This window comes from Rahnella sp. PD12R, from assembly GCF_019200965.1.
Taxonomy (GTDB): domain Bacteria; phylum Pseudomonadota; class Gammaproteobacteria; order Enterobacterales; family Enterobacteriaceae; genus Rahnella; species Rahnella laticis.
In genome coordinates, this window is record NZ_JAHTMS010000004.1 from 133,859 (window position 1) to 148,102 (window position 14,244).

The following is a 14,244-nucleotide window of genomic DNA, read 5'->3' on the forward strand; positions in this document are numbered from 1 at the left end:
ATTTCGGTAATGGAATCGTTCACCTCAGAGACGGAGAAAGGCAAAAATGACCAGTCTGGAATTGCTCGACTACTGCATGGGAAAACCCGGAGCAGAGCAAAGTACGCAGAACCAATACGGTGCGAATCAGATAAAAGTGGGCGGCGTGATGTTCGCAATGTTCTGCGATTGTCAGGGATTTGAGGCGGTTTCGCTGAAAACCAGCCTCGAAATGGCCGGAAAGCTGCGGGCTGAACACACCTGCATTCTTCCCGGCGAGAACCTCAATAAAGCGCACTGGAATACCGTCGTGCTTGACGGCAGTTTGCCGAACTCTCAGCTTTATTCCCTGATCGACAGTTCCTACAAAATGGTCGTTTCCGCGTTGCCGGAGAACACCCGTCAGGAATTCGGCGTCTGATCGCCGGGCCACTGGCCGGTGCCCAGTGTCGCAGGCGAATAATCAGGCGCTTCTCCGCGCCACGGCAACGCTGCGCGAAAGCGCCATACGCGGGTGATGTCCAGGCTCCAGTAACGTTCCGCACCTGAAGGACCGGGGATTTCCTCCGGCTGCCAGTGAATTTTGGTGTGCCCCTGTAAATGCAAAATATCGCCGCTGGCGAAATCGATAAAAAGCAGCGCGGCGCGGGGCTCAGCCAGCAGATTTCCCAGCGTATTCATATACTGATTTCCCCGGTAGTCCGGCACCCACAGCCGGTTTCCCACCAGATGCGCAAACCCCGGCTGACCACCGCGATGCGACACATCGGTTCCGCCATGCGCGTGGCTGGCGATGAAAAAGGTATCGGCACGCGCAATCAGCGCGCGGGCGTCTTCGTCCGGTTCCGTCATGTCTTCGCGTGCGGGCAGCGGTTGGTGTACCGGAACGTCCGTCAGTTTGCGGATCTGAATATACTTCGGACAGTTGCCAAAACTCTGATCGATGAGGATCTCGATCCGGTTTTTGTCCATGCGGCCGATCCTGCCGTTCGCCCGGTTTCGTCTGCGGTTGGAGAAATCGATCCCCAGCGCACCGACCTCTTTCCCAGGTTCCAGCGCGGCCTGCGCCGGATCGTCTGGACGCCGTGGCGCATTCACCCGCAGATGTTTGTCATCCGGCGCGCGAATAAAACCGGCGGGACCGGTCAGGATCGTCGCCACCGGCCAATCATTTTCATCCAGCGTGGCGACAAACAGATAAGGCAGCGCGGCAAAAAACAACCGGTGCTGTTCCGGCATCGCCTCGCGTATTCCGTGCGCAGAAACATCGAACCCCGCCAGATCCTGCGCCAGGATTTCATCGGTATGAAATACGCTGTTCATGGCGGCTTACAGCGCTCTTTCGGGCAACGGCGACGCAGGAAGCGGCGTGAAGCCCGGCAGATTTTCAATCCGTTTCAGCCAGCGGCGGATCGCCGGATAATCTTCCAGCGAAACGCCGCCTTCCGGCGCCGCGGCGATGTAGCTGTAGCAGGCCAGATCGCCAATCGTAGTGCGATCGGTCGCCAGAAACTCATGCGTTTCAAAATGCTTTTCCAGCTGCGGCAAAAATTTCGCCGTCAGCTCCAGCGCGTAGTCATAAGGTTCCGGTGCAGAAAATTGTTTCACCATCCGTGTTGAAGCCGGGCCAAAACGCACTTCACCGGCGGCGCGGGACAACCATTTCTGCACTTCCGCTGCTTTCAGCGGATCTTCCGGCAGCCAGTGGCTGTCCGGTGCGTAGCGTTTCACCAGATACACTAGAATGGCGTTGCTGTCGGTGATGACGTGTTCGCCATCGACTAAAACAGGCACCTGTTGCAACGGATTCAGGTGAGCAAATTCTTCGGTTTTGCGTTCGGCGGCACCAGCTTCTTTCAGCTCAAAAGGCAGATTGAGCATCTTAAGCAATAAGGTGACGCGGTGGCAGTGGCCGGATAGCGGCGTGCCGAAAAGCTGGATAGCGGGCATGGAATGTCTCCTTTGTCTGTGTCGTATAAACATTACTCTTGCGCGAAATGATTGTGATCCACGAAGATTGAAATTGAGTGTTTCACTTTGTGGAAGAATCTATGGACCGTTTGGACGAAATGGCGATTTTTGTCGCCGTACTTCAGTATGGCAGCCTGGCGGAAGCCGCCCGTAAACTTCACCGTTCGCCGCCAGCAATCACGCGCGCGATTGCCTCGCTGGAACACCGATTCGGTGCGCGACTGGTCGAGCGCACCACCCGCAGCCTGGCGCCGACAGAAGCGGGCGCACGTCTGGCTGAAAAAGCGAGGCTGTTGCTCAGCCACTATCAGGACGCCGTGGAAGACACCGCTGAAACCCAGCTGAGCGGCCTGTTGCGGCTGACTGCGCCGGTTCAGTTCGGGCGTAAACACGTTGCGCCGCTGGTGATGGAATTTCTCGAACAGAACCCGGACATGCAGATTGAGATGATGCTCAGCGACCGGAATCTGGACTTAATCGACGAAGGGCTGGATCTGGCGGTGCGCATCGGGCATCAGGAAGATTCGGGCAAAGTGGCGCGTAAAGTGGCTGACGTCACCCGCGTGCTGGTCGCCAGCCCGGCGTATCTGGCGCAACACGGTCTGCCGCAGCATCCGTCAGATCTCGCGACGCATCAGACCATCATGGGCACGCTGCGCACGCAAATCCGTGAATGGCGGTTCGGGCCGCACGAAGACGATCTGCGCGTCCGGCTTTCTCCGCGTTTGCTGCTCAATGATGTCGAATCCCAGCTGCTGGCGGTGCGAAGCGGGCGCGGGATTGCGCGGTTATTGTCTTATCAGGTGAGCGAAGATTTGCAGGCCGGAAGCATGGTCCGGCTGCTGACGGATTTCGAACCGCTGCCGCTGCCGGTTCAGCTGGTCGCGCAACAGGTGCAGCAAATGCCACGCAAAGTCCGGACATTCTGGGATTTCGCCTTCCAGCGCCTGAGCGTGCTGCCGCAGTTGCATCCTCTGAAAAGTGATTTGGGAAATGGTTGAACAAGGTTTCCAGATAGTCTTGTGGTGTAAAGTGATTTTTGACATGAAAAGTTCATCACTTTACACTGATAAAAATGACTTTTCACGGAGCCGCAAATGACAGCGAAAATAACTAAACTGGTCGCGTATCTTGAATCAATTTTAGGTTTTCGCGCTAAAGCCACCGAGGTGAAGCTCAACGTCTCATTCAGTGTTCAGGCGTTTTACAGCTTCTGCGAGCTGGAAATTTGTGTGCCCGGCGAAAACCCGCTGATGGTGCTGGCTGCCTTGCAGCGCGACGACGAGTACCCGGGCATTGTTGCACTGAAAAAAAGGCTGTCGGTTATTGAGAAAGCGACAAATAAGGTCGTGGTGTATGTCAGCGAAAATATGAATCTGGCAGAACGCCGGAGCCTGATTGAACATCACATCAATTTCATCGCGATCAAAAGCCAGTTCTATGTCCCTGAGCTGGCGATGGATTTGCGAGAAGCCTTCCGGAACAGGAAAAAAACCACCGGATCAGACACCGGGAACGATCTTTCCCCCGCGACTCAGGCTATGCTGATCCCGCTTTTATTCGATGACTCCATCTATCAACCGGGCGTTATCTGCACGGCAGAGCGGTTAATGGGCCCGTACCAGTACAGCCGGGTGACGCTCTCGAAAGCCATTTCTGAGCTGAAGAAATCCGGGCTTCTCGTCTCAACGCATGAGAAAGATTTCTCCACCCGTTTTTATTCACTCAGGCATTCACGCTCAGAAACGTTTGAAAAGGCGTTGCGGGTGATGCGCAATCCGGTCAGCAAACGCGTTTGGGTCAACAAAATCCCGTCTCTGGAAGAGGGCGTTTGTTACGCCGGAGACAGCGCTTTAGCGCAATACACAATGCTTTCCCAAAGTGCGCAGCCGGTCTTTGCGATGACGCGAAAAGTGTTTACCTCACTCCTGAAACGTGGGGAATTTGAGGAAGCCACGCACATCGACAGCGCAAGGGCGACGGTTGAAATCTGGCGTTATCAGAGCCCTAAAGCAGCAACGCATATCGTTGATGAGATATCGCTCTATCTGACCCAAAAAGACAACACGGACGAGCGCGTGCAGCTTGCACTCAGCGAGTTCAGGGAGAATTACCCATGGATGAAATTCGGGGATTAACACTGTTTGGCGAGCATTTCAAAGAACATCAGGATCAATACGTACTTATCGGCGGCGTCGCATCCTGGATCACGATGGATGAAGCCGGGGAAGAATTTCGCGCGACGAAAGACCTGGATATCGTGCTCATTATTGAGGCCCTGACGCCTGATTTTGTAAACGTGTTTTGGGAATTCATAAAGTCGGGCAACTACGAAATCCGTCAGACCAGTGAAGGCAAGCCCATTTTCTACCGCTTCCAGAAACCGGCAAACTCCAGCTTCCCCATTCAGATTGAGCTTTTCTCCCGCTCTCCAGAAGGAATGGAAATCCCGGAAGATGCTCAAATCACGCCTGTACCAAAGAATGAAAGTGTTTCCAGTCTTTCGGCCATTCTTCTCGACGAACATTATTACGCGTTTCTCAGACAGGGAATTCAGCGTACTGAATTATTCTCGTATATCGGTGCAGACCGGTTAATTCCTTTCAAAATGAATGCGTGGCTGGATCTTTCAAACCGTAGGAAATCTGGGGAGCAGATAGATTCGAGGGTGGTGAATAAGCATCGAAATGATGTTCTCCGGCTGTCTGGTCAGCTAACGAGTGACGCCGTTGCTATCCCCGTGAGTATACGTGAGGACATGGAGCGTTTTCTTGCAAAACTGCCTGATGAAAATGTCGATCTTCGTTCACTGAATGAGCGCGGTTCAATGGATGACGTCATTAACCGAATCAGAACTGGGTTTGGTCTGTAGTTGAGGAACTGGCGTCGCGTCTGACATCTTGCTGTAAGAAAAAGGCCTTCCCCGTCGGGAAGGCCTTTTGCATAACATTAAGCCGTTTTCTTCGCCTGCTGGCTGTGGCGTTCGAGCAGAGGTTTCAGGAAGCGTGCGGTGTGCGATTCTTTGCATTCCGCGACGGTTTCCGGTGTCCCGGCAACCAGAATCTGGCCGCCGCCTGCGCCGCCTTCCGGCCCCAGATCGACAATCCAGTCCGCGGTTTTAATCACGTCCAGATTGTGTTCAATCACCACAATGGTATTGCCCTGATCGCGCAACTGATGCAGCACTTCCAGTAATTGCTGGATGTCGGCAAAGTGCAGACCGGTGGTCGGTTCGTCGAGAATATACAGCGTCTGGCCGGTGCCGCGTTTGGAAAGCTCACGCGCCAGTTTCACACGCTGCGCTTCACCGCCGGACAGCGTGGTCGCTGACTGGCCGAGGCTGATATACGTCAGGCCGACGTCGATTAACGTCTGCAATTTACGCGCAAGGGCAGGGACGGCGTCGAAGAAATCACGGGCTTCTTCAATCGTCATTTCCAGCACTTCGTGGATGCTCTTGCCCTTGTATTTAATTTCCAGCGTTTCGCGGTTATAGCGTTTGCCTTTGCACTGATCGCACGGCACATAAATATCCGGCAGGAAGTGCATTTCGACTTTGATCACGCCATCGCCCTGACAGGCTTCGCAGCGGCCGCCTTTGACGTTGAAACTGAAACGCCCCGGCGTATAGCCGCGTGAACGTGATTCCGGCACACCGGCAAACAGTTCGCGAACCGGCGTGAAAATGCCGGTGTACGTCGCCGGGTTAGAGCGCGGCGTACGGCCAATCGGGCTCTGGTCGATGTCGATCACTTTATCGAAATGCCCCAGACCTTCGATTTCACGGTATGGCGCAGCTTCGGCGATGGTCGCGCCGTTCAGTTCGCGCTGTGCCAGCGGGAACAACGTGTCGTTAATGAGCGTCGATTTGCCTGAGCCGGACACGCCGGTGATGCAGGTGAACAGGCCCACCGGCAGCGTCAGCGTGACATCTTTCAGATTGTTGCCTTTCGCGCCGGACAGTTTCAGCACTTTCGTTGCGTCCGCAGGCACACGCTGCGCAGGCACAGAAATTTCACGTTTACCGCTGAGGAACTGGCCGGTCAGCGATTCTTCGTTCGCCATGATGTCTTCTGCGGTGCCTTCTGCAACCACTTCACCGCCGTGGACGCCAGCGCCAGGGCCGATATCGATAATATGGTCGGCGGCGCGGATTGCGTCTTCGTCGTGTTCTACCACGATGACCGTATTGCCGAGATCACGCAGGTGGATCAGGGTTTCCAGCAGGCGTTCGTTGTCGCGCTGATGCAGGCCGATGGACGGTTCGTCCAGCACGTACATCACGCCTACCAGACCGGCACCAATCTGGCTCGCCAGACGGATACGCTGGGCTTCGCCGCCGGACAGCGTTTCGGCAGAACGGGACAGCGAGAGGTAGTTCAGGCCGACGTTCACCAGGAATTTCAGGCGATCGCCGATTTCTTTCAGCACTTTCTCAGCGATTTTTGCGCGTTGGCCGCTGAGTTTCATGTTGCGGAAGAAATCCATCGCATGGCCGATGCTGAAATCAGAGATTTCCGGCAGCGTGGTTTCTTCGACAAACACGTTACGCGCTTCTTCGCGCAGACGTGTGCCTTTACAGGATGTACAAGGGCGGTTGCTGATGTATTTAGACAGCTCTTCGCGCACGGCGCTGGATTCCGTTTCTTTATAACGGCGTTCCATGTTGTGCAGCACACCTTCGAACGGATGGCGACGGATTGATGTGTCACCGCGATCGTTGATGTATTTGAATTCAATGGTGGTTTTGCCGGAACCGTGCAGGATTGCATGGCGCACGTCGCTGCTCAGTTCGTTAAACGGCGCTTCCACATCGAAATCGTAATGCTCGCCCAGTGAGCGCAGCATCTGGAAATAATAGAAGTTACGGCGATCCCAGCCGCGGATTGCGCCACCGGCCAGGGAAAGCTCAGGGTTTTGTACCACGCGTTCCGGATCGAAGAACTGCTGCACGCCCAAACCATCGCAGGTCGGGCAGGCACCGGCCGGGTTGTTGAACGAGAACATACGCGGTTCGAGTTCGCGCATGCTGTAGCCACACACCGGACAGGCGAAGTTGGCAGAGAACAGCATTTCATCGGCTTTCGGGTCATCCATATCGGCGACCACTGCGGTACCGCCGGACAATTCCAGCGCGGTTTCGAAGGATTCCGCGAGGCGCTGCGCCAGATCATCACGCACTTTAAAGCGGTCAACGACCACTTCGATGGTGTGTTTTTTCTGCAATTCCAGCTTCGGCGGATCCGACAAATCACAAACTTCGCCGTCGATACGCGCACGGATATAGCCTTGTGATGCCAGATTTTCCAGCGTTTTGGTGTGCTCGCCTTTACGGTCTTTCACGATCGTCGCGAGCAGCATCAGGCGTTGGCCTTCCGGCTGCGCGAGTACGTTATCCACCATCTGGCTGACGGTCTGCGCGGACAACGGAATATTGTGGTCCGGGCAGCGCGGCTCGCCCACGCGGGCAAACAGCAGACGCAGGTAGTCGTGGATTTCGGTAATCGTCCCGACGGTGGAACGCGGGTTATGTGATGTTGATTTTTGCTCAATCGAAATCGCCGGAGACAGACCTTCAATATGGTCGACGTCCGGTTTTTCCATTAAGGATAAAAATTGGCGTGCATAGGCAGACAGCGACTCGACGTAGCGGCGCTGGCCTTCGGCGTACAGCGTATCGAACGCCAGAGAGGACTTGCCTGAACCGGATAAGCCGGTGACAACAATCAGTTTGTCGCGCGGGATAATCAGGTTGATATTCTTGAGATTATGGGTGCGTGCGCCCCGAACTTCGATCTTATCCATTCATCATTCCCGGATTAACTTGATAGCTCACCGTGCCGGTGACCGTCGGAAAGTGTGGCATCGCGCCGGCCAGCGAATCAGGCACAGAGAAGAACGTAACGCGCAATTATGACACAAATCACAGCCCATGCCACCCCAAAACCTGAATGTATATCCAGTACTCGATGTAACAGGCGATCATTTACTGAGCATTATGGAATGAATGTCCCGGCGAAGAACATCCGTTCGAGCCCGGCTGTGTTTTGTGGTTATGACGGCGGCGTTTTGTGGTTATAATGATACGAAGTGAGTCTCTCACATCTCAAACTGTGGTTTCAGCCACGACATACATCATCAGGAGAATCCACATGGCCAGCAGAGGCGTAAACAAAGTTATTCTCGTCGGTAATCTCGGACAAGATCCAGAAATCCGCTACATGCCAAACGGCGGCGCCGTTGCCAACATGACGCTGGCAACCTCCGAAAGCTGGCGTGACAAAGCCACCGGCGAGCAGAAAGAAAAAACAGAATGGCACCGCGTTGTGCTGTTCGGCAAATTAGCCGAAGTTGCCGGTGAATACCTGAAAAAGGGTTCACAGGTTTATATCGAAGGTGCACTGCAAACCCGTAAATGGACCGATCAGGCTGGCGTAGAAAAATACACCACCGAAATCGTTGTTAACGTGGGCGGCACCATGCAGATGCTCGGCGGCCGTACCGGCGGCGGCGCACCAGCAGGTGGCGGTCAGGCATCAGCAGGCGGCGGCCAGCAGGGCGGTTGGGGTCAGCCTCAGCAGCCACAAGGCGGCAACCAGTTCAGCGGCGGCCAGCAGGCTCGTCCGGCTGCGCAAAACAACGCGCCAGCACAAAGCAACGAACCCCCAATGGATTTCGACGACGATATCCCGTTCTGATTCTGTGCCTTCGGGCGTCAAAATCTGAAACTAAAAAGCCCCTCACGGGGCTTTTTGCTTTTCTGCACCAGACAATTTCTGACCCTTACACCTTCTCTACCGCGCCAAACACCAGTCTTCCCTGATGGAATGTCGCTTTGACGTCAGACACCCGCGCGACAGCTTCGGCTGAACAGCTGGCGTCGACCAGAATCATCTCAGCGTTGTCGTTGAGTGCGGGCCACTGGCGTTTCCCGGCATCATCGAGCGGCAGGACATTGCCGGTGGCGATGGCGAGGGAGCGGGTCAGACCGAATTCGTCGGAATTACCGTAGAGCTGGGCGTACAGGCTGGCTTTTTCCAGCATGCTGCCGGTGCCGAACGGTGACCAGTGGTCGATCACGCTGTCGGTGCCGGTCATGACGAAGACGCCTTTCTGGCTCAGCTGCGGCAGCGGCATATTCAGTTTGCCGAGCGGAATGGTGGAGGCCACGGTGAACTGCTGTTCGGACAGCCCGTTGATGACTTCATCCAGCTCCGCGCCCTGCATCATCGCCAGCGCAAAACCGTGGCTGAGTGTCACTTTGCCTTTCAGCTGCGGGTTTTTCTCCACGGTCTGAATCATGTATTTCACTGCGGCGATCCCGGCAGGCGTCGTTTCATGCAGATGAATATCCACGCCTTTATTTGCGTCGAGCGCAATCTGGAACATCGCGTCCAGCGACTTTTCCATTGCGCCGTCAACGTTGGTCGGATCCAGTCCGCCGACGTACTGCACACCCATTTGCATCGCTTCGCGCATCAGGCCGTCCACTTTCGAATGCAGCAAACCGTGTTGAGGAAACGCCACGATCTCACAACTGAAATCCTGCTGATGTTTTTCCAGCGCGATTTTCAGGTGTTCAAGACTTTTCAGGCCGCTGACCGGGTCGATATTGCAATGGCTGCGCGCCACGGTGGTGCCTTTGGAATGCAGCAACCCGATGATCGCTTCGGCGTGTTCTACCGACGTCGGCAGCAGTTTCGGGATCAGCACCTGCTCGCGGGCAATCATACCCATGATGGTTTTGCCTTTACGCGGACGCGGCGCTTCCCATTTGCCGCCGTAAAAGGTTTTGTCGAGGTGGATGTGCATGTCGCGCGTGGCAGGCAGAAGAAGCAGCCCTTTAGCGTCAAAGGCCGGTAACGTGCTGGCCGGGGCGTCTTTTGCAGGCTGAATCGCCACAATTTTGCCGTTATTGATATCAAGATTGTACAGGCCGGTTTGCGTACCAGTCACCATGTCGCCTTCACGCTCGAAACCTTCTTCCAGCCGGACATTGCGCAGCTGGTAGTGCGTGGCAGAAATCGTCGTCGCCTGACGGGGATCGTCGCAGGTTCCCATGTTCTGACCAGCGCGGACGGCAGACGCCGACGCCATGCCGGAGGCCAGCAGGGCACCGGTGGCCGTGACTTTTGCGCTGTTTGAGAGAAAGTTTCTGCGGCTTTGTTGCTGAGGGTTTTGCACGTCGAATTCCTTATTCATGATGCTCAGAGGATGCTGCTTTTCTCTTCACCCTAAAAGATCTCTCCGGTTCCGGCTGCGATATTTCCCACTGCCTGTCAGTGGGAAACGCAATGCTCAGCTGAGCTGGCAAAACTCGCGCAATTTTCCCGCCAGCGCGATTTGCGCCGCCGTGGCGTCCGGGCGGTAAAACAGCGCCAGCTCGACGTTATCCACGGTGGGTAAGCCGCTTTCTGCGCTGAGAATACGGTGTTCCGGCGTGACACAGCTGGCGGGCAGAAGCGTGATGCCCAGCCCGGCGGCGCTTGCGGCGACCAGCGCGGCGAGGCTCGCGCTGCTGTAGCTGATCCGCCAGCTGCGCCCGATGGCGTCCAGCGCCTGGCACAATTCTTCACGATACAAACCGTTGAGCGGGAACAGCACCAGCGGCACCGGGTCGCGCTCAAAAGCCGGAAACCCGGCGCTGTCGAGCCACAGAATCGGCTCGGGGCGCGACGCATTGGCTTTCTCGCCGGTCAGCTGTTTCACCAGAATAATATCCAGCATGTCCTGCTGCCACGCGCGGCGCAGTTCGTGGCTCAGGCCGCTGGTCACATCCAGCCGGATATGCGGATGTTCACGGCAAAACTGCGCCAGCAAAGACGTGGTGGCGGCAGCAAAATCTTCCGGCACGCCGAGACGCACAATGCCGTCCGGCCACTGATCGCTCAGCGCGTCGTGCGCCTCGCCGTTAAGCGCGATAATCCGCCGCGCATAGCCGAGCAGCCGCTCGCCTTCTTCAGTAAGCTGAACCTGATGCGACGTGCGCTCGAGCAAGGGTTTACCTAGCGCTTCTTCAAGCCGCCGGACCTGCTGGCTGACCGTCGATTGCGAAAGATAAACGCGGTCGGCGGCGCGGGTAAAACTGCCGGTTTCGCAGACGGCCACAAAACTGAGCAACTGTTGCGGGCTGAACATGGGATAGCGATTCATTTCATCACTACTTCTGGTTATGGTATTTGAAATCTGAATAGTCAGAAGAGTATCAACCTTCGCGCTCACGCACCAGACTGGCTTGTTGCGCTCCGTTTGCGCTAAAAGAGTGCCTTGTTTTAGCGCATTCCGGCCGGATTTCGGCGGGTATTTATTTGCCTTAAGATTGTATACAAGGCTTATTGCGCAAATCCGCTTTCTGGTACAGAAATTGCTTTTTCCTTGTGAGACTTCAAGGAGAAAAATATGAAAGCGATCGTGATTGGTGGCGGTATTGGCGGAGCATGTGCGGCGATTGCGCTCAAGCGTTTTGGCATCGAAACGGCGGTATACGAGGCGGTGAAAGAGATCAAACCGGTGGGCGCGGCGATTTCTATCTGGCCGAACGGCGTGAAATGTCTGAATTATCTCGGGATGAAAGAACCGTTGCGCAAGCTGGGCGGGCAGATGCGTTTTATGGCCTACAAAGATTATCAGCAGGGCCAGACGATGACGCGCTTCTCGATGGATCCGCTGATTCAGAGCGTGGGCGAGCAGCCGTATCCGGTGGCGCGCGCGGAGCTTCAGTCGATGCTGCTCGATACCTATGGCCGCGACGAGGTGCAGTTTGGCAAACGCGTTACGCACGTTGAGGAATCCGCAGACAGCGTCACTGCCTGGTTTGACGATGGGTCATCAGCGACAGGCGATGTGCTGATTGCCGCCGATGGCACGCATTCTGTGATCCGTCAGCACGTTCTGGGCTACGCCACCGAGCGCCGTTATGCCGGTTACGTTAACTGGAACGGGCTGGTGGAAATTGATGAAAGTATCGCGCCTGCCGATCAGTGGACGACGTTCGTCGGCGAAGGCAAACGCGTTTCGCTGATGCCGGTAAGCGACAACCGTTTCTACTTTTTCTTTGACGTTCCGCTGCCGAAAGGCCTGCCGGAAGATCGCGCCACGGTGCGCGACGATTTACAGCGCTACTTTGCCGGCTGGGCAGAACCGGTGCAGAAACTCATCAGCCTGATTAATCCTGACACCACCAACCGGATTGAAATCCACGATATCGAACCGTTTATGCAACTGGTGAAAGGGCGGATTGCGCTGCTGGGCGACTCCGGCCACAGCACAACGCCAGATATCGGACAGGGCGGCTGCGCGGCAATGGAAGACGCCGTGGTGCTGGCCAATGTATTGCAAACCAACTCGTTAGGTATTGAAGACGCACTGCTGCGCTATCAGGAAAAGCGGGCGTATCGCGTGAAAGATCTGGTGCTGAAAGCACGTAAGCGCTGCGACGTGACGCACGGTAAAGACATGGCGGTCACCGGCCAGTGGTATGAGGATCTAAAAACAGAAACCGGCGAACGTATTCTTTCCGGCATGTGCGAAACCATTCTGGGTGGCCCGCTGGAATGACCTGACGCCGGGCGTCGTTGTCCGTTTTTTCAGAAACAAACTTTTACATATCCTTAAAGTTTCCTGTGGTTTTGCCGAAAATAGCATCAGAAGGATCAGGGTATCCACTGGCGCTATGGCGCAAAACAAGGGAACTATCAGGATGACAATCATTTCTGCGACAGGCAATCAGTCAGCCACTACGCTGCTGGCCGCCACCAAAACCACGGCAACCGTGACCGCCGTTGCCAGCCAGCAAGCGGCGGCGACGCAGTCGACTTCTGTTACGATCGGGCAGGCGACCAGCAGCACGCCGGTTTACGCCATCACCAAACCGGCGCTGGTGTGGGAAAATGCATCTGCCGATCTTATCTCGTCAAAGCTGGCGGGAAATTTCAGTTCTGCGGGCAATGCGGCGCGTTTTGCCGGGCTGGGTGCGGCGCTGCTGGAGCGCTTTACCACGGATGCGGGCAGTTATTCGCAATCTGTCTTAAAGCAGACGGCGGGTCCGGCTTCCTCCGTCAGCAGCGCGCAATCGCAACTTCATACCAAAGCGGATAACCAGATCACCCTGAGCGTAAAAACGGCCAGCGGTGCCTTGGTGGATATTACGCTGGGCAGCGATGCCGACGGTCTGGGTGTGCAGGTGAACGTCACCAAAGGCACGCTCAGTGATGCCGATCGCACGGCGCTGGCCGGCCTGGCCGACGGTTTTCAGAAAGCCATCGACGGGCTGACCGCGCAACCGCCAAAGCTTGATCTGAGCGGGTTAACAAAATTCGATACCTCAGTGCTGTCTTCCGTTGATTTGCACGCCACGCTGGGCACCAAAAACAACGTTCAGACACTGGATTTCCGCGCCGACGCCAGCACGCGTTCGGTGAAATCTACCGGCGAGCTGGGCACGGTGGATATCAGTGTCGACATGAGCAAACGCGCGCTTCTCGGTACCGACTCACAGCAGAAACAGGCGCTGAATCAGTATCTGAAACAGTTCAGCAGTGCGGGAACGCGGGGCAACGCCGACTCTTCGCTGATGGACATGTTCAAAGATGCATTTACTGCGCTTAACAGCAATTACGGCGCGTCGGCGACTACGTACAAAAGCAGCGGACCAGAACCGGTTCACTTTTCACTGACCAAAACCGACAAAAACATGATGTCCGGGCTGGCCGATTTCACGGCGTCAGTCACGCAGACGCCAACGGATAAAACCAACCCGATGCGCCCTGACGAAGTGGATACTTTCTCTTATCAGGTTTCGCAGGCCAGCACGGTCACCGGCGACAGCACGCAGAACCGCAATATCACGCAAAAGCAGCAGTCGCATCTGGTCGCGAGCTTCCACCAGTCACTAACGCCGGGGCTGAAGCTGAATCTGACCAGTGACCGGGATTCGCAGAATTATCTCTACTATCAGATTGATGACAAAGCCGAAAGCACGACGTCGGTGCAGTACCACAAAGGGGCGCTGGTGAGCGCGTCTGTGGATCAGTCGGCCAGCACCTCAACGCATATTCAGAAGTATGTGAAAGGCTGGCTGGAATCCGACACGACGACGCCGGTGGAAACGTCAAAAACCACGGATTTGCTCGGCAAGCTGCAATCCGCGTGGCAAAGCGATGCGCCACGCATGTCATTCCGGGATTATCTGGCGCATCAGTCGCTGCCGGATCTCAGCGGTCTGGTGTTGCTGGAAGCGGACCCGGTGCAGCTGAAAAACACGTCGGCCTGAATCTGAGTCACTCAAAATAACAG

General features: G+C 55.8%; 12 protein-coding genes. 7 read left to right on the forward strand and 5 right to left on the reverse strand.

The annotated features are described in order from the left end of the window. Positions 1 to 46 precede the first annotated feature (46 nt). On the forward strand, positions 47 to 400 hold the full coding sequence (locus KWG64_RS09925; RefSeq protein ID WP_101074872.1) for an MmcQ/YjbR family DNA-binding protein: 354 nt from the start codon (positions 47 to 49) through the stop codon (positions 398 to 400). On the opposite strand, the gene KWG64_RS09930 is transcribed toward KWG64_RS09925, so the two are convergent. Next, on the reverse strand, positions 382 to 1,302 hold the full coding sequence (locus KWG64_RS09930) for a pyridoxamine 5'-phosphate oxidase family protein (protein WP_218521805.1): 921 nt from the start codon (positions 1,300 to 1,302) through the stop codon (positions 382 to 384). The genes KWG64_RS09925 and KWG64_RS09930 overlap by 19 nt on opposite strands. 6 nt (positions 1,303 to 1,308) lie before the next feature. Next, positions 1,309 to 1,929: a glutathione S-transferase family protein gene (locus KWG64_RS09935; protein ID WP_218521806.1), complete on the reverse strand. Its 621-nt coding sequence runs from the start codon at positions 1,927 to 1,929 to the stop codon at positions 1,309 to 1,311. A 101-nt stretch (positions 1,930 to 2,030) separates the two neighbouring features. On the opposite strand from KWG64_RS09935, the gene KWG64_RS09940 reads away from it, so the two are divergent. From KWG64_RS09940 to KWG64_RS09950, 3 genes are all read left to right on the forward strand, one after another. Then, complete coding sequence (locus tag KWG64_RS09940; RefSeq protein WP_218521807.1) at positions 2,031 to 2,951, forward strand: LysR family transcriptional regulator; 921 nt, start codon at positions 2,031 to 2,033, stop codon at positions 2,949 to 2,951. A 96-nt stretch (positions 2,952 to 3,047) separates the two neighbouring features. Then, a complete protein-coding gene (locus tag KWG64_RS09945) occupies positions 3,048 to 4,088 on the forward strand; it encodes a hypothetical protein (RefSeq protein ID WP_218521808.1) in 1,041 nt (346 codons plus the stop codon). After that, positions 4,067 to 4,822, forward strand: a complete 756-nt coding sequence (locus KWG64_RS09950; RefSeq protein WP_218521809.1) for a hypothetical protein — start codon at positions 4,067 to 4,069, stop codon at positions 4,820 to 4,822. Before KWG64_RS09945 ends, KWG64_RS09950 begins: the two co-directional genes overlap by 22 nt. 77 nt (positions 4,823 to 4,899) lie before the next feature. Here KWG64_RS09950 and uvrA read toward each other — a convergent pair whose 3' ends face one another. Further along, positions 4,900 to 7,755 (reverse strand): excinuclease ABC subunit UvrA, encoded by a 2,856-nt coding sequence (uvrA, locus tag KWG64_RS09955; RefSeq protein WP_152327413.1) that lies wholly within the window; start codon positions 7,753 to 7,755, stop codon positions 4,900 to 4,902. 347 nt (positions 7,756 to 8,102) lie between these two features. Between uvrA and ssb1 the strand changes: the two genes are divergently transcribed. Next, positions 8,103 to 8,648, forward strand: coding sequence for a single-stranded DNA-binding protein SSB1 (gene ssb1, locus KWG64_RS09960; RefSeq protein WP_195825267.1), 546 nt, complete (start codon positions 8,103 to 8,105; stop codon positions 8,646 to 8,648). Positions 8,649 to 8,733: 85 nt separating this feature from the next. Here the strand turns inward: ssb1 and KWG64_RS09965 are convergent, their stop codons facing one another. After that, positions 8,734 to 10,152 carry an amidohydrolase family protein gene (locus KWG64_RS09965; protein ID WP_218521810.1) on the reverse strand — a complete coding sequence of 473 codons (1,419 nt, stop codon included), beginning with the start codon at positions 10,150 to 10,152 and terminating at the stop codon, positions 8,734 to 8,736. Positions 10,153 to 10,248: 96 nt separating this feature from the next. Continuing rightward, on the reverse strand, positions 10,249 to 11,103 hold the full coding sequence (locus tag KWG64_RS09970) for a LysR family transcriptional regulator (protein ID WP_218521811.1): 855 nt from the start codon (positions 11,101 to 11,103) through the stop codon (positions 10,249 to 10,251). Positions 11,104 to 11,349: 246 nt separating this feature from the next. Here KWG64_RS09970 and hpxO point away from each other — a divergent pair, with 246 nt between their 5' ends. Further along, positions 11,350 to 12,507 carry an FAD-dependent urate hydroxylase HpxO gene (gene hpxO, locus KWG64_RS09975; protein WP_195816313.1) on the forward strand — a complete coding sequence of 386 codons (1,158 nt, stop codon included), beginning with the start codon at positions 11,350 to 11,352 and terminating at the stop codon, positions 12,505 to 12,507. Positions 12,508 to 12,649: 142 nt separating this feature from the next. Beyond that, entirely contained in the window at positions 12,650 to 14,221 is a 1,572-nt protein-coding gene (locus KWG64_RS09980) for a hypothetical protein (protein ID WP_218521812.1), read from the forward strand. Positions 14,222 to 14,244: the final 23 nt, after the last annotated feature.